This is a genomic window from Intrasporangium calvum DSM 43043 (genome assembly GCF_000184685.1).
In the GTDB taxonomy this organism is placed as follows: Bacteria; Actinomycetota; Actinomycetes; order Actinomycetales; family Dermatophilaceae; genus Intrasporangium; species Intrasporangium calvum.
The window spans coordinates 3,276,450-3,291,506 of record NC_014830.1; the positions used below are offsets into that span (position 1 = coordinate 3,276,450).

The 15,057-nt window shown below is 68.1% G+C and carries 15 protein-coding genes and 1 tRNA gene; 5 read left to right on the forward strand and 11 right to left on the reverse strand.

Features of this window, described 5'->3' with window-relative positions; all coding sequences use genetic code 11:
• Window positions 1-8 precede the first annotated feature (8 nt).
• On the forward strand, window positions 9-785 hold the full coding sequence (gene pstB / locus INTCA_RS14950) for a phosphate ABC transporter ATP-binding protein PstB (RefSeq protein ID WP_013493763.1): 777 nt from the start codon (window positions 9-11) through the stop codon (window positions 783-785).
• On the opposite strand, the gene INTCA_RS14955 is transcribed toward pstB, so the two are convergent.
• From INTCA_RS14955 to INTCA_RS14970, 4 genes are all read right to left on the reverse strand, one after another.
• Window positions 761-1,828 (reverse strand): inorganic phosphate transporter, encoded by a 1,068-nt coding sequence (locus INTCA_RS14955; protein WP_013493764.1) that lies wholly within the window; start codon window positions 1,826-1,828, stop codon window positions 761-763. The two genes, pstB and INTCA_RS14955, sit on opposite strands and share 25 nt — an antisense overlap.
• On the reverse strand, window positions 1,828-2,451 hold the full coding sequence (locus tag INTCA_RS14960; RefSeq protein ID WP_013493765.1) for a DUF47 domain-containing protein: 624 nt from the start codon (window positions 2,449-2,451) through the stop codon (window positions 1,828-1,830). Before INTCA_RS14960 ends, INTCA_RS14955 begins: the two co-directional genes overlap by 1 nt.
• Window positions 2,452-2,606: 155 nt before the next feature.
• Window positions 2,607-2,792, reverse strand: coding sequence for a hypothetical protein (locus INTCA_RS14965; RefSeq protein WP_013493766.1), 186 nt, complete (start codon window positions 2,790-2,792; stop codon window positions 2,607-2,609).
• A gap of 575 nt (window positions 2,793-3,367) precedes the next feature.
• Window positions 3,368-3,979 carry a hypothetical protein gene (locus INTCA_RS14970; RefSeq protein ID WP_013493768.1) on the reverse strand — a complete coding sequence of 204 codons (612 nt, stop codon included), beginning with the start codon at window positions 3,977-3,979 and terminating at the stop codon, window positions 3,368-3,370.
• A gap of 102 nt (window positions 3,980-4,081) precedes the next feature.
• On the opposite strand from INTCA_RS14970, the gene INTCA_RS14975 reads away from it, so the two are divergent.
• A tRNA-Lys gene (locus INTCA_RS14975) sits at window positions 4,082-4,157 on the forward strand.
• A 14-nt stretch (window positions 4,158-4,171) separates the two neighbouring features.
• Here the strand turns inward: INTCA_RS14975 and INTCA_RS14980 are convergent.
• The 3 genes from INTCA_RS14980 to INTCA_RS14990 are packed head-to-tail and all read right to left on the reverse strand — an operon-like array spanning window position 4,172 to window position 7,028.
• A complete protein-coding gene (locus INTCA_RS14980) occupies window positions 4,172-5,296 on the reverse strand; it encodes a tyrosine-type recombinase/integrase (RefSeq protein WP_013493769.1) in 1,125 nt (374 codons plus the stop codon).
• Window positions 5,296-5,481, reverse strand: coding sequence for a helix-turn-helix domain-containing protein (locus INTCA_RS14985; protein ID WP_013493770.1), 186 nt, complete (start codon window positions 5,479-5,481; stop codon window positions 5,296-5,298). Before INTCA_RS14985 ends, INTCA_RS14980 begins: the two co-directional genes overlap by 1 nt.
• On the reverse strand, window positions 5,478-7,028 hold the full coding sequence (locus INTCA_RS14990) for a replication initiator (protein ID WP_013493771.1): 1,551 nt from the start codon (window positions 7,026-7,028) through the stop codon (window positions 5,478-5,480). The genes INTCA_RS14985 and INTCA_RS14990 overlap by 4 nt, the downstream gene beginning before the upstream one ends.
• A gap of 1,531 nt (window positions 7,029-8,559) precedes the next feature.
• Here INTCA_RS14990 and INTCA_RS15000 point away from each other — a divergent pair.
• A complete protein-coding gene (locus tag INTCA_RS15000) occupies window positions 8,560-8,925 on the forward strand; it encodes a hypothetical protein (RefSeq protein ID WP_013493773.1) in 366 nt (121 codons plus the stop codon).
• An 80-nt stretch (window positions 8,926-9,005) separates the two neighbouring features.
• Here INTCA_RS15000 and INTCA_RS15005 read toward each other — a convergent pair whose 3' ends face one another.
• Window positions 9,006-9,368, reverse strand: coding sequence for a hypothetical protein (locus tag INTCA_RS15005; RefSeq protein ID WP_013493774.1), 363 nt, complete (start codon window positions 9,366-9,368; stop codon window positions 9,006-9,008).
• Window positions 9,369-9,552: 184 nt separating this feature from the next.
• Here INTCA_RS15005 and INTCA_RS15010 point away from each other — a divergent pair, with 184 nt between their 5' ends.
• Both INTCA_RS15010 and INTCA_RS18795 read left to right on the forward strand, forming a co-directional pair.
• A complete protein-coding gene (locus INTCA_RS15010) occupies window positions 9,553-10,458 on the forward strand; it encodes a leucine-rich repeat domain-containing protein (protein WP_148236621.1) in 906 nt (301 codons plus the stop codon).
• 313 nt (window positions 10,459-10,771) lie between these two features.
• Window positions 10,772-11,170, forward strand: coding sequence for a hypothetical protein (locus INTCA_RS18795; RefSeq protein WP_148236623.1), 399 nt, complete (start codon window positions 10,772-10,774; stop codon window positions 11,168-11,170).
• Window positions 11,171-11,314: 144 nt separating this feature from the next.
• Here the strand turns inward: INTCA_RS18795 and INTCA_RS15020 are convergent, their stop codons facing one another.
• From INTCA_RS15020 to INTCA_RS15030, 3 genes are all read right to left on the reverse strand, one after another.
• The gene (locus INTCA_RS15020) at window positions 11,315-11,917 is read right to left on the reverse strand and encodes a hypothetical protein (protein ID WP_013493777.1); all 603 of its coding nucleotides are present in this window, start codon (window positions 11,915-11,917) and stop codon (window positions 11,315-11,317) included.
• 212 nt (window positions 11,918-12,129) lie between these two features.
• Complete coding sequence (locus tag INTCA_RS15025) at window positions 12,130-13,989, reverse strand: IS481 family transposase (protein ID WP_013493778.1); 1,860 nt, start codon at window positions 13,987-13,989, stop codon at window positions 12,130-12,132.
• Between the two features lie 254 nt (window positions 13,990-14,243).
• Entirely contained in the window at window positions 14,244-14,702 is a 459-nt protein-coding gene (locus tag INTCA_RS15030) for a hypothetical protein (protein ID WP_148236625.1), read from the reverse strand.
• Window positions 14,703-15,057 lie beyond the last annotated feature (355 nt).

Below are 15,057 nucleotides of genomic sequence, written 5' to 3' on the forward strand. Positions count from 1 at the left end.
CAACCTCGATGGCAAAGCGAATCGACGTCACCGACCTCAGCGTCTACTACGGGGACTTCAAGGCCGTGGAGGGCGTGACGATGACGGTCGAACCGCGCTCGGTCACGGCCTTCATCGGCCCGTCCGGCTGCGGCAAGTCGACCTTCCTGCGCACCCTCAACCGGATGCACGAGGTGATCCCCGGCGGTCGGGTCGAGGGCAAGGTCATGCTCGACGACCAGGACCTCTATGCCGCCTCGATGGACCCCGTCCGGGTACGGCGGACCATCGGCATGGTCTTCCAGCGGCCCAACCCGTTCCCGACGATGTCGATCTATGACAACGTCGCCGCCGGGCTCCGCCTCAACGGGGTGCGGAGCAAGAGCACGCTCGACGGGATCGTCGAGGAGTCGCTCAAGGGGGCGAACCTCTGGACCGAGGTGAAGGAGCGGCTGGGGAAGCCGGGTGCCGGCCTCTCCGGTGGCCAGCAGCAGCGACTGTGCATCGCCCGGGCCATCGCGGTGCAGCCCCAGGTGCTGCTCATGGATGAGCCGTGCTCGGCGCTCGACCCGATCTCCACCCTGGCCATCGAGGACCTCATCAACGAGCTCAAGACCGAGTACACGATCGTCATCGTGACCCACAACATGCAGCAGGCCGCCCGGGTCTCGGACCGGACCGCCTTCTTCAACCTGCGGGCGACGGGCGAGCCCGGCCGGCTCGTGGAGATCGACAACACGACGAAGATCTTCAACAACCCGTCGCAGAAGCAGACCGAGGACTACATCTCCGGCCGCTTCGGCTGAGTCGGGTCCGCCCGTCGAGTCGTTGGAGCGGGGTCGCCCCGGGTCAGTGGAACAGGGTGCTGATGTAGTAGAGCGCCACGGCCACGAGCCCGGCCCCGGGGAAGGTCAGGACCCAGGCGCCGACGATGTTGCCGGCAACCCCCCCACCGGACCGCCGAGAACCGCTTGGTTGCGCCGACGCCCATGATCGCCGAGGTGATCGTGTGCGTCGTGGAGATCGGCGCGCCGAAGCCCAGGCCGGCGACGTAGAGGATCGAGGCGGCCGTCACCTCCGAGGCGAAGCCTTGGGGCGGGGTCAGGTGGATGATCCGTCGACCGAGGGTGCGCATGATGCGCCAGCCACCCGAGTACGTGCCGAGCGCGATGAAGGTCGCGGAGAGCATCAGGACCCAGATCGGAATGCTGTCGCCGGAGTGGTACCCGGTGATGTTGAGCGTGAGGATGATGACACCCGCCGTCTTGGCTGCGTCCTGGAGCCCGTGGCCGAAGGCCATGGCAGCGGCCGATGCCGTCTGGGCCCACCTGAACCCGCGGGTGACCCGGGCCGGGTGGGCATGGCGGAAGGCCCAGAAGATGGCGGTCATGACGAGGTAGCCGAGGGCGAGCCCGGCCAGCGGGGACAGGACCATCGGGATGATGACCTTGCTCAGCACCGTGTCCCACTGGACCGCCACTCCTGCCGCCAGGGCCGCGCCGCCGAGACCACCGATCAGGGCGTGGGACGACGACGAGGGCAGCCCGAACCACCAGGTGATGAGGTTCCACCCGATCGCGCCGAGGACCGCGCAGGCGACGAGCCAGAGCGCCCCCGGACCGGTCGGGACCTCGATGATGCCGGAGCCGATGGTCTTGGCCACCTTGGTGCCGAAGAAGGCTCCGAAGAGGTTCATCACGGCCGCCATGACCAGCGCCACCCGGGGGGTGAGCGCCCGCGTGGAGACCGACGTCGCGATGGCGTTCGCGGCGTCGTGGAAACCGTTGGTGTAGTCGAAGGCGAGGGCGATGGAGATGACGATGATGACCGCGATCAACTGCGCGTCCATCACGACTCCTTGACGGCGATGCCCTCAACCGTGTGGGCGACCTTCTCGAAGGAGTCGGCTGCCTCTTCGAAGCCGTCGATGACGCCCTTCATCTTGATGATGTAGACGGCGTCCTGATGCGAGTTGTTGAACAGGTCGGCCAGCATCTTGCGGTGCAGCTTGTCGGCTTGGTTCTCCAGCCGGTTGATCTCGATCCAGTAGCTGCGCAGGTCATTGAGGGAGCGCAACCGCGGCATGGCCTCCGCCGTGACCTCGGCCATCCGCGAGAGGATCTCGATCTGCTCGGCCATCCCCTCCGGCAGCACGCCGATGCGGTAGAGGACGATCAGGTCGGCCGTCTCCTCGATGTGGTCCATGCAGTCATCGAGGTGGGCCGCCAGGTTGTGGATGTCCTCGCGGTCGAACGGGGTGATGAACGACGTGTTGACCTTCTTGATCAGCTCGTGCGTCGCCTCGTCCGCCTCGTTCTCCAGCGCACGGAGCCGCTCAGCGATCGAGGTCCGTTCCGGGACCCCGAGCTCGAGGAGCTTGGTGAGCTCGCGCGTCGCCTCGACGAGGAGGCCGGCGGACGTGGCGAAGAGGGAGTAGAAGCTCGTGTCCTGGGGGGTCAGGCGAAAGCCCACGGGGGTGCTCCGGTCAATCGGAAGTTGGTCGCCACGATGCTATTGCCAGATGGTCACCCGCGCGCAAACCGGCGTACACGAATGTGTCACCTCCCACCCCGGCCCGCCGCCTCAGCCCGCTCCACGGGTGATGCCCGACGACACCTGGGCGGGTTTCAGCCGGCCGGCTCCCGGCCCGACGGGACCTCGACCTCGGCGCCCGTGATCCCCAGCAGGGCGTCGACCTCCTCGGGCGTGAAGTGGCGAGGGCTCGTGGAAGCCGCCACGACGAGGTCGCTCACCAGCTCGATCTCGTCGGCGAGGGCTCCGTCGACCAGATCGTTGGTTGCCTCGTCGCTCATGGACACAGATTAGTTCGCCGCAACGCCTTGTGGGGACGAAGCGTCCTGACGCGTCGACTTGCGCTCCGGCTGTGGTCACCGGGCATCATGGCCCCATGGCCGCTGACGCGGAGCGCGCGCCGGACCCACCTCTGGTGCCATCATGGAGCCCCTTCGAGCGGGGGCCGTTCATGTTCGGTCGCTGCGACCTCTGTGGCTTCGAGACCCCGGCGCGACGCGCGAGCTACTCCGTCGAGATGGACATGACCTCCCACGCAGTCCTCTGCCACTCAACGCCCCCTGCCGTGGCCGACATTGAAGTGACCGGATCGGAGTCCGAACCGGCAACCCTCGACCGATGACCTGCGGGACGTCTGCTGCGTCGGGCCGGGAGCGCCTCTCGGCACTGGGCCGCTCGGAGCGGCTGAATTTGGGACCCGGGGCTACCGCGGCCCGACGCCCCCCAAGAATAAGTGGAGTCTCCGGGAACGCCAAAGCGCCATCCACAGCCCTCAGTCCTGACACCCAGCCCACCACCCGAGGCCAGGTATGCCGCCGAGCGAGCCCAGCGGCATACGACACCTCTTGAGGACGGCTCAGTCCAGAGCAGCCGCGCGCCACAGCCGGGCCGACGCCGTCAGGTCCTCGGCCATCCCCAGCAGGTTCGCCGCGTGCTCAGCCGACGTGCTGCCCGGCGAGATGTCCGCCCGCCCCGCCGACACGACCCGACAGAACGCCGCGGCCCGCTCGAGAGCAACCGCCAGGTCGCCACTGAAGACGCCACGGAGGATCTCGTCGACGAGCCGGCTGATGCCGTCCGGGTCAGGCGGTTCGGAAGCGCCGGCGACGGCGTGGTTGGGGCCTGTGAAGCGGATCCCCGCCGCGTATTCGCGGGTTGCGTCCGCCGGGGCGCGGCGCACCCACTCACGGAGGACATAGAGGCGCCACAGGGTGCCCGGCAGGCTGCGAGCGGGGCGCTGCGACCACAGCTCGGCGAGCGTGGACAGCCCGATCTGGTCGACGATCGCGACCAGTCGCTCCGTGACGGCCGGGTCGGCGGCCGCGCGACCGGCGTGGACGAGCGCCATCGCCGTCTCGTGCGCCACGTGGATCTGCTCGGTCGGGTCGTACGCGCCGCCGTGCGCCTCGAGGGCCGAGGGACTGAAGAACGCCGGCCGCCTCGGGCTGCGGTACTCGCTGTCGCTCATCCCGGCAGGCTAACCCCGGGCGGGGACGGCGCCCCACTTCGAGCGCGGAGCGCGAAGCCGTAGACTCCCTCCGTGATCCGGTGGGGGAACCTCCCGGACCACGGGCCTCTAGCTCAGTGGGTAGAGCATCGGACTTTTAATCCGCTGGTCGTCGGTTCGAGCCCGACGGGGCCCACCACACGTTTCCGCAGGTCAAGCAGGGTCCGCGGCATCCGCTTGCCCCTCCTCTCCATCGCTCTGAACCCTGAGGGGGCGCAAAGGGGGCACAAGACCGTCGAGAGCAAGCGCGACGGCGTCCAGGTCGTCGCCGAACAGACCGGCGTACACGTCGAGCGTCATGGCCGCCGACGCATGCCCCAACATCTGCTGGACGGCCTTGACGTTCGCCCCCGAGGCGATCGCCAACGAAGCCGCAGTGTGGCGCAGGTCGTGCGGCGTGACGCCGACGAGGCCAGCGGCTCGGCAGGCCGGGTCGAAGACCCGACGCCGCCAGTTGCCCAGGCGTAGCGCCCCGCCTTCCGGAGCGGTGAAGAGCAGGTCATCCGGGCCCTTGCCCCGGCACAGTGCCTCGATCTGCGGAGTCAGCGACGGTGGGAACGGGACCGTGCGAGTACGGTTCGTCTTCGGCAACGACCACACCAGGCGACCGCCGACCTCGGTGACGCTCTCGGCCACGACGAGGCGGCGGCGAAGCACATTGGCTCGGCGCACCCGCAGGGCCGCGAGCTCCCCGAAGCGGAGGCCGCAGAAGGCGAGGACCGCGATGCTGAGTCCGTTGGTGCCGGCTCCCGCGATGAGGCGAGCTACCTCGTCGGCGTCGAGGAAACGCGGATCCGCCCGGACCGCGCGTGGAAGCTGCACGCCGGCCGCGACATTGCGTGCAATCCGCCCATCCTTGACCGACTCGGACAGGATCAGCGAGAGGACGCGGTGCGCCTGACGGACCGTCCCCGCCGACAACCCGCTGGCCGACAGGTCGTTGACCCAGTCTCGGACGTCGCTGTGTCGCAGGTCCGCGACCGCCCAGGCGCCGAAGCGAGGCAAGATGTGGCCGCACATGAGGCCTCGGTAGCGCGTCGCGGTGGACACCTTGAGGTGGGTCAGGCCGCGCGCCCAGCCTTCGGCGACCTCACTGACCCGAACCTTGCCGGCCCTGGGGTCGACGTACTGGCCTCGGTGGCGCTCGGCCTGCATCTGGTCGAGCCAGCGCTGCGCGTCGACCTTCCGCGTGAAGTTCTTCTTACGCTGCCTCCCTCCCGGGTCGCGCCAGCGGGCCTGCCAGCCCGGATCCTTCGGGTTCCTGCTGACGCTCGCCATCAGCCGGCCTCCCGTTGCTCCCGCGTCCATTGGCGGACCGTCTCGGGGTCGAAACGCAGGTGACGTCCGATCCGCATCGCCGGAGGGCCCTCACTGCGCACCCGCCACTGATAGATCGTGGCCACCGGCACGCGCAGGAACCCGCTGACGTCATGCACGGTCCACAACACTTCTGTCTCGCTCATCTCTCGAGCCCCCTTGCCTGTCGGTCTGATTCGTGACGTCTCGCCGCTCGTTCCTGGGCGTATTCGCGGGCGCGTGCAGCGGCTGCCTTGGCGAGCTCTGCGTCGCCCTCGGTCTCCCAGCCGGATCCGGCGTAGGTCCACTGCCCGATGACGAGGGTGGTCTCCTTGTCGTCAGCGAGGAGGTCGTCGAGGTCGCGCACGTCGAGCGTCGTGCCCTGCCTGTTCGCCTCGGTGAGGCGGCGCTGGAACCTCACCCGAGCGCGCCGGAGCCGACCGAGGGTCACGCTGTAGCGGCGGGACTTGGACGAGAAGTGACCGCGGAAGCCGAGCATGTGCCGCCACTTGCCCAAGAGGGCGTAGGGATGCTCGCGCAGCGGTATGCCGTCCGCCCGCGCTTCGGCGTGGATGCGGTCTACCGTCTCGGCCAGGACGGCGCGGAGGCGGCGCAGGTGCGAATTGCCCTCACTGACTGAGTCGGTCGCGGACTTGGTCGCGTACTTCGCGAGGTAGCCGGCCACCTGCTCGGGCGCCAGCTCCCGGTTGGGGTCATCGACCCGACTCCTGGTCTGAATGGGCTTGGTGTCGACCTGGGCCCCGAACCGCAGACGCCGCACCGGATCCTCGTCGTAGAGCGGCGGCGCGTCGAAAGAGACTCCCGCCACGGCCTGCTCGACCACCCGAGCCAGCAGGGCAGCGGTCAGGCCATCGGGTGCCGGCGCGAAGCCGTCGTGGGTCTTCGGTCCGTCAAGCCGGATCAGGGCGTGGAAGTGGATCAGGCCCCGCTGCTGGTACTCGGCGACCTTCGCGTACTGCACCGTCGCGCGATCCTTGAGCCGTGACTCGGAGACGCCGAGCGTCCTCGCGAGGGCCCTGCGGAGGTCGATGGTGAACCGGCGCCACAGCTCGGGAGCCCACCACTGCCAGACAATGTGCCCGAGGTAGTCGTAGCAGTCACCACAGAGCGGCTGCCCGAGCAGCTCGTCGCCCTCGCCGTGGGTCGCATGGCAGACGGTCGGACGCCCGTGCTCGCACGCCCCCGGCTGTCCCTTCGGGGTGAAGGGCCGGCACTTCCTTCCATTGCGGGTGCCGTGCACGAGCCCGAACGAGGGTGCGGTCAGGGTCGCGAACACCAGCGGGTTGTCCGACACATGCTCCGGGACGCCCTTGCCGCCAGTGACGCCGGAGCGGATCAGGTGGAAGGTGTCCGCGGCATACACCCGCGAGCACGACGGGCACTCGGCCGCGCGACGGTTCCCGCCTCGGACGTGCAGCACCCCGAGCGGTTCGTCGACCGTGGCGAAGGTCGAGAGGACCTCGCCAGTCTGGGCGTCGACCGTGGTGGAGTAGCCACGGAGGCGGATCGGCCTCGCGCAGTACCCGACCTGGGCGGCCGTCTGCGACCAAGCATCGAATCCCGGCGAGACGAGCCGGGACGTGATCTGCTCCCGGACGGACGGGTCGAAGCCGGATAGGTCGAGGGGGTGCTCTGCACCGGCGGGCCCGACGGGAAGGGCGCCCCATACGTGGTCACGGGTCCCCTTGCTCACCAGCTTCACCCCCCTCGACGGGTCCGAAGGGTGTGCCGTGCGGGTTGATGCGACCCGCGCCGCACGGCACACCCGGTCCAAACGGGGCAGCCCAGCCACGAAAGAGGGGATGCCGACGTCGCAGGTCGCTCACACGCCGGCCACCAAGCCAAGGAAAAGGAAGAAGAGGGCGGACTAGAAGAGGTGTCGTCGGTTGTCGCGGCTGTCTCAGCGGGTGGTGGCCGTCAGGCCGGGGTGGGGAGCCGACCCCCGGGGCGCATGGCCCGTCATGTTCGTGTCGTCAGCGAGGAGGTTTGTCGTGTCGGTATGTCCGCACTCCCGACCCTGACACCGCTCCTGAGGCGACTCCAGAATCTTGCCGAACCTTGACCAAACACTTACTCAACTGCCGATGTGCGAGCGTCTCTCCGGCACCGGCATCAGTCCCAAAGAGGTCCAACAATCCGTGCCGCTCGTGGGCCCCTGACCGTGTAGCTCAACGAGTCGTCACTGGTGCTCCACCCGGGCGGGAGGCGCGGGGGTGTGTCCGCGAGAGGCGCCGTGATCTCTGCCTCGCGGAGTCCGCGACTCGACGCCAAGGACTCGACGTTCGCGACTGGGCGATCGCCGCGGATGACGAGTATCGCAAGGCTGGCTAGCTGGCTCAACGGAGTGAGGTCAAGTGGCGATGACTCTGCGGGCAACGTCAAGTCGAGAGTGTGCAATGTGGTGCACCGGCCGAGTGGCTCGAGCCCCGGGAGTCGGACCGGCGCAAGTCGCAGTTCTTCTAGCTCGGCGGAGGCGATGGCCTCGAGGTCAACGTCCAACGGTGCTGTGGCCGCCACGCGGATTATGGAGGGCGTCGACGCCAGGCGTGCCAGCAGGCCGGGATCCTCAGGATCAGGCGGGTCGAAAACCTCAATGTCCAACGTCTCGAGTTCGCGCAGATCGGTGAAACCGAGTACCCGGCAACCGCCGGTCATCAGGTGTCTGAGCCCGTTCAACGGTGCGACGTCAACGGTGGGGACCCTCGTGGTTCCCTTGCGGACGCGAAACTGCGCCATGAGCGAAGTCAGGTCGGTGCACTGCGAGACCCATGACAGGTCACGGGTATGCCCTTCGATCTCCAGCCATTGCAGTCCAGGCAGCTTCGCGACGTCGGGCGGCCGGGCGTTCCCCCGGTTGCGCCACAGGACGCCCGCACAGCCGTAGGCGAGATACGCCGCGTAGCAGTCCTCATCCCAAGGGCCAGTCACGTCCAACCGCCGGTAGTCGCGGCCGGGGAACAGAATTCGGGTCAACCGATACGTGCGACCACGGCGTGGAACAGTCACTGCAGGAGTCCCCTCATGTCCAGTACCGCCTCTAGGGCCAGGCAGGGCCCAACCAGCCGGTGGGCGAACGGGCATAGCCATGATCTTTCCACGCCATACGCAGCCCGAGGCCGCGCTCTCATGCCGCCGTGCGGTCGTGCCGCGGATCGCGCTCGTCCATCGGCCGATGACCGCCTCCCGGTCCGACCCACTCATGGCTCAGATGGCAGGCTGACCCAGTGGCCCACGTGATCGAACCACCGAACTCCGTAGTGCTGCTGGTCGGCCGCGACGAGTACACGCCACCAGAGTCCCTCGCGGACAGAATCGTCGCGGCCACGGGCGACTGCGTGGCGGTTGGGGTGCTATCGGTAGACGATGGCGCAACGACCGTGGAACTCGCACCGACGCCACACATCGATGGCTTGAGCCGTCTCGGTGAGTTCATTCTCGAGACGGAGGGGCGAGTGTCGATCTGTGACGTCTACAACGGCGAATACGCCAGCCTTCTGGTCGAGCCCGGCACGTGCGCGGTGACCGTGTGGGGCAATGACACGGGCGAGCCGGACGTGGTCGCCTTCGAGGTGAGGCCGGCGGTCAGCTGAAACGGCCGCTTCTGCCGCGAATGGTGAGCCCGTCGATCCTGCCGATGAGCGGACGGCGGCACGACAGCAGCGAAGCCGGATCAGAAATCGTCCGGCCCAATGTTCAGCGCGGAGAGCACCGCCTGACGTGCTTCCTCAGGGAGCCACTCAACGGTGTAGTCCCCGCGGTGTGCATCATCCTGATCCCATGAGAAGGTTCCCGATTGCATCTCGCGGACGACTGTCCACGGGGCATAGTCCTCGTCACGCATCTCGCGATGCCCGTCGGCCCAAACCACGATGAACCAGACCCACCAATGACGACGGCGGGAGAAACTGAGAGGCGCCCAAAAGGTTCTGACCGTCGTCGCCACATAGCCGGCGACCTCCTCATCACGCCGCAGAACGGCCACGCCGTCACGAAACGGGTCAAGAGCAGGGTCAGGTTCGGGCTGCTCCAGCATGGCGTCTATGGTTCCACTCGGGTCGTCGGACTTCCGGACATGGGGCGAATGGTGAGCCCGTCGATCCTGCAGATGAGCGGCGGCACGACAGCAGCGAAGCGCGATCAGAAATCGTCCAGCCCAATGCCAGGGCACGGCGCCTCCGCTGGCCAGCCGCGTCTTTACCACTCAGTAAGGTGCTGTCGTGGCCAACGTGCTGAGGGTGGTTGCGCGAAGCGCAGCCGAAGGTGGCCGGGGGCGTCGTCCGGGCGCGACGATGTTGATCCGGTCGGGGGCGTGGACCGAGGAATGCTCTCGGATCTATTCCGAGCGACGAGCCACCGAGGTCGAGTGGCGCTGGAGCACTCGAGCTCGGGGGCGGACGACAGAGCCGCTGCTCTCCCTGCCAGGCCTGCGCGGTTTGGAGTTGCGGCTGCGTGGCGTGGATGACTCGTGCGTCGCGTCCCTGACTGAGTTGCAGGAGCTATCCCTGATCGGTCCCGCTGCCGGCAACGCCCTGGACTTGTCGGGCCTAACCCGCGTGCGCCTTGCGGTGATCGATGCGAGACGTCAGGGTGTGACGGGCGTGCGGGGCCTGCCCACGTTGGAGGTCCTGACGATCTTGGGGTCGGGAGGGGTGGCGGTCGGTGACCTGATCGGCGGGCCCCGCCTGGAGACCGTGATCTGCCAGGGGGACGGCACGGGCCCGACTGTGAGCCTGGGTGACCTCGGTGAATCCCCGACGCTGAAACGGTTCGAGGTCACCGACCACGTGGTGACAGACCTGTCCGGTCTGCGTGCGCTTCCGCGCCTGAAAGATCTGGGCCTCATCGGGCCACGCGGCACCGGCGCCGCGGCAGCGTCTGGCTCAGGGCTGGACCTGCTGCCCCTGGCTGAGCACCCAAGCCTCGAGTGGCTGCGGATCGGCGCTCAAGGGCGCCTACAGAACCTCGACGCCTTGAGCCGGTGTCGGCGACTTCGCAGGCTGTCCGTTGACGAAGACCACGTTGATGAGCGCGACGTACGCCGACTCCTCAACGATCACCCGGTCCTCAACGCGTATGAGCGAGTCTCCGGAGTGTGGCACCTGTCGGCCGACGCCGGCGTCTAGCCTCGTTGGGGCCGGCGGCAACCGGTGGGCTCCCCGAAGCGAGGGACGTCCGCACATGCCGCCGACCGCTCGGCGACATGCCCGCCCTTCGTCACAATGTGGTGTCGCCGCCGAGCAAGGTGACATTCCGACCCTTGTGCAGCCCTAGGTTGCGGGCATGTCAGCGACTCGCAGGCTCGCCGCTAGCGCAGTCGCGCTCATTGCCGGGGTTGCGCTGGCTGCCTGCGGCCCGCCCAGCACCGGAACGATCGGCGTGGGCGTCGATGCTGCGGGTCGACCGATCGGCTACTTGCACATCTGTCCCGGAGCCCACATGGACCGCGCCTTCGTGTTGGCCGAGCCCGCCGATGACAACAGCCCTGCCGTCGCAGCGTGGGATGCGAAACCTGCCGCCACCGGTTCCACGTCCTGGTCGTTCAGCGAACCCACCAGCGGCTGGGTAACCACGCACCCTCCAACGACGCTGAAGCCAGGGGTCGTCTACCACCTCGCAGCCGGCGCGGAGGACGGGTCAGGCTCCAGCGGATACGTCCTATTCACCGTCGAGGAACTCAAGAAGATGAAGCCCGGACAGGTGCGGATCTACGACTTCACACGGCCACTGCCAGCCGGCGAGCCGACCGGCAATCTGAAGCAGCAAGCTCGCGACGAGAACAACGACTTCATGCGAGTCGTCTCGCGTCGGGAGTTCGAGCAGTCACCCTGCTACTAGTTGAGCCAGTGGCCCCCCGTCCGCAACGGCCGGAGGGCTCAAGCACGCGCCCGAGTTTCGGCTTTGGACACCAGTTGCAAGGTGGCCTTTACCGCTCATGCCGCAGGACGCGTATTGGCCCTCGTGGACGCGACGGCCTCCGGTTCAGAAGTGCGGCAACTCTCGGCCTCCGATGCGTCGAAGCTTGTTGTAGCGCCTGCGGAAGATCGCGAGAACAAGGAGGGGCCAGCCCACGATCACCGGCACGAACAACCACCAGGGCCACCCCCACGCATCCTGCGCTGCTGCAGCCACCACACCCCACATCACCATCCCTAGAAAGCCCAGATCCATCCAGGTACGACCTGCGAAGAACCCTCTGAGGGTGTTCGGCCGAGACCGCAGGTGAAGGGTGTACTCGTTCGAGCCCAGCGCCTCCCAGAGGCTGCGGGCGGCTGCGACCACGGCGGGATCGTCGTCGGCTCCGGAACGCATCACCACTGTCTCCCACGGCGGGAACCCGGTCGTGCCAGGCAAGGTTTCCAGCCGTGCGATTTCCGCCAGGTCTCTGGGTTCGACGGTGGGCAAGGCCCTGAAGAGACGGACCAGCTCTGTGTATCGCTCGGCCACGACGTCGTCTGACCGCCCGTTGAGCCGCGGAGGCTCAGTGCTCATCGCTGCGGGCCGCCCTCGCGCCATGGCGGTCGCAACAAGCAGGCTGGACTGGACCGGCACCTCCCAAGCGAACACCGGTTCCACGACGAACATGCGGCAACCCTAGACGTCGACCGCGCCGCTCTCGTTCGAATGGCGAGTTCGAAATCGCCGGTCATTTCCGCGAACCGAGGGGGTGCAGGCGCCGCACATCAAGTGACGCGTGAGTACCGCGCATCACCCGGCACAGGACACGTAGGCAGGGTATCTGTGATGGGCCACCTGATGTGCGACGAAACTGTGCCACTTGATGTGCGACACCTGGCCTAGGAAATTGAGAGGACCGTCCGTGGTCGGTCCCCTTTGATGTTACGCACCGGCAGGGTCGTGGTGCGGCGCACGGTTCGGGTCTCGCCGTCGACCTCGATCGTGAGGGTGGTCTCGGCGACGTGGACGGTGACGGTCTCGTGCGCGTGGACGCGGCCGAGGGCGACCTGCTGTTTGCACACCGTGATGACTCCGGTGTTGGAGGCTCGTCGTTCCACGGTGATCGGCTCGCTCGAGGGCCGCAGCGGTGGCCCGGCCGGTCGGACCCCGCGCAGGTGCCGCCACTGCCCAACGGGGATCGGGTTCGGCCTCGTGCGCAGCAGCTCGCGGGTGTCCAGGTCGAAGAACATCAGCGTGGTGCCCTCGACCCGGATGCCGACCTGCCTCCCGCCGAGGATCTCCGCGGCGAGGATGACATGACCGCCCAGGGCGACTGTCCCGCCGCGGGCCACGGCCCGTTCGACCTCGATCACGCTGCCGGGTTCGAGCGAGGACGCCAGCGGCGGCGGTCCCGCGGGCGTCGCACCCTGCGCGGCAAGGACCGCGAGGTCGGTCACGGACAGGTGCGAGCGGACCGTCTTCACCCGGGTCCCGCCGATGGTCAGGTGGATGAAGTCGCAGTTGATCCAGAACCGCACGAGCTGACCGACCCGCGCCGGACCGAGCCAGAACTGCTGCCCGCGGACCGACAGGTTCCCTGACGGGCCGACGACCCGCTCCAGCTCGACCGCATCCGCCGGCTGCCGTCCCATACCCGCCAGCGCTGTGGTGGCGGGTTCGTCTGTGGCACAAGAACTCTCCTCCCGAGCCGGGCCCTGAGCCTGAGCTTGAGCTTCGGGTTGAGCCACGACCGACTCGAGGGTCGGCGGCAGCCACAACGGCAGCACCGCCCGCTGCTGGGCCGGCACCGGGGCGAACCGCTCCGTCGGGGTTACCGGCAGCTTGTCGTCCAGCGCCTGGTGCGGCCGGTCGATGTTGTACTCGAGGACCCACGCGTCGACTGCTGCCTGCGCCGCCTCGAGCGAGGTGAACGGGCCTGCCTCGTCGAGGAAGTCGGGACGGAACGTGCCATGGAACCGCTCGACCTTCCCGTTCTGGTTCGGCGACGCCGGTGCGGTCAGCCGGTGCGTGATCGCGTTCCGGCGGCAGATCTTGTCGAACAACACCTCCCCGTTGCGGGTGCCGTGCTTCCCGAACCGGTCGGTGAACTGCTTGCCGTTGTCGGTGATCACCTCCTCCGGCACCCCGAACGCCGCCAACGCCTGCGCGAACGCCAAACACACCGCCCGCCCCGTGGCCCGCTCCACCACCACCGCGATCACGCAGTACCTCGAGTGATCATCGACGCCCGTGACGAGCTTCGCCTCACGGACCACCCCGGTGGCCACGTCGACGAGCCGGATCCCGCCGACGATGTCGATCCCCCACAGCTGCATCGGCCCCGGCCGCTCGAACCGGATGTACGCGCTGCGCGGCTTCTTCCGCGGCCGAGCCTGAACCAGGCCCTGCCGATGCAGGATGCGCACGATCGTGCGCACCGCGGGCACCGTCACGCCCTCCACCGGTCTACGCAGCAGCTCCATCCGGATCCGCTTCGCGCCCCACCGCGGGTGGCGGCGCCGCATCTCTGCCACAACGACCTCGACCGAGGGCGCCACCTGATGCGGACACGAGGAGGGCCGGTGCGACCGATCCACCAGCCCCGCCAGCTGATCCGTCAGGTACCGCGCCACCCACCGGTGAAGAGTCGCCCGGTGCACGCCATACCGCAGCGAGACCTCGGTGACCTCCGCCCCGGACAGGACCTCACGAACCGCGTCCAACCGCTGCTCAACGACAGACAAGACAACCAGTGCCAATCCCGGCCTCCTTGAGTACCGACGCCCACGGAGACGTCAACTCAGATTGGCCGAACCGCGACCCGGTGTCGCACATCAGGTGGCGCGAGACTGTCGCGCATCACCCGGCACAGGACACGTAGGCAGGGTATCCCGCGGTGAGGACTTTCTGCACTGGCTCAAGCGCGCCTCCGGCGCGAAGAAGCGCGGGGCCCCGCGATGGGACCCCGCGCTCCGGCGCTGGCGCGCCTACGCGCACCCCACCGCACCCCGCGCTACACGAGACCCGGAGGCTCGAGCTTCCAGGCCTGAAGCACAAAGCGACGCGCCACCGGCCGACGATCGGCGATGCACTGCACCACGTGCCGATACGGATCGAGCTGCACGTCGCCTAGCTCCACGTAGCATGTCCCGAACTGGTCGAGCACCCAATACGCCGCTTCAACGTTCACCACGACCCAGTTGCACAGGTACACCGACAGGTCGTGTCCTGCACTCTCGCGGTCGATTCCCTCCCGATGGGACCTCAGGAACTCGTCCACTTCGTCGAGTGCGGATTCGTCGTAACGGTCGAGCCAGTCAAGCGACAGCCCGCGGAGATACGGGTACTGATCAAGGGGCTCGCGTGAGATGCGCGGGCCAGGCGGGCGGTCGACGACGGGCACGTACTCCATGCCTGATGATCCGGACGACGGTGAGGCCGACAGGAACCTGTACGCGGTCGGCTGGGCCATGCATCCGATAGTAGGCGCCTGCGCCGGGAAAGCACCCAGCCCCGCGGCCTGGGACTCGCGCGGCTTGCTTCCTCCGAGCCGCCGACCCGACGCTCCACTGTCCGCACGCCTCCGGACCGCGTCAAGGGCGCTGCGCGTCGCTGCGCGATGGCCTCCGGCCACCCTTGACCCGGCCACTCCGGCGTGCTGGCCTGCTCCGCTATGGGTTCGGTGGCTCTCCCTGGTCTTCCTGGTTCCGAACGCCGCGGCATACGACCATTCGCCCGATAGAGTCCGCACGTGCGTCGACTTGGACTCCGCAGCTGGCGAGGAATCGGCCAAGCCGTCACATGGACCTTCACGACAGCGGCGGGCT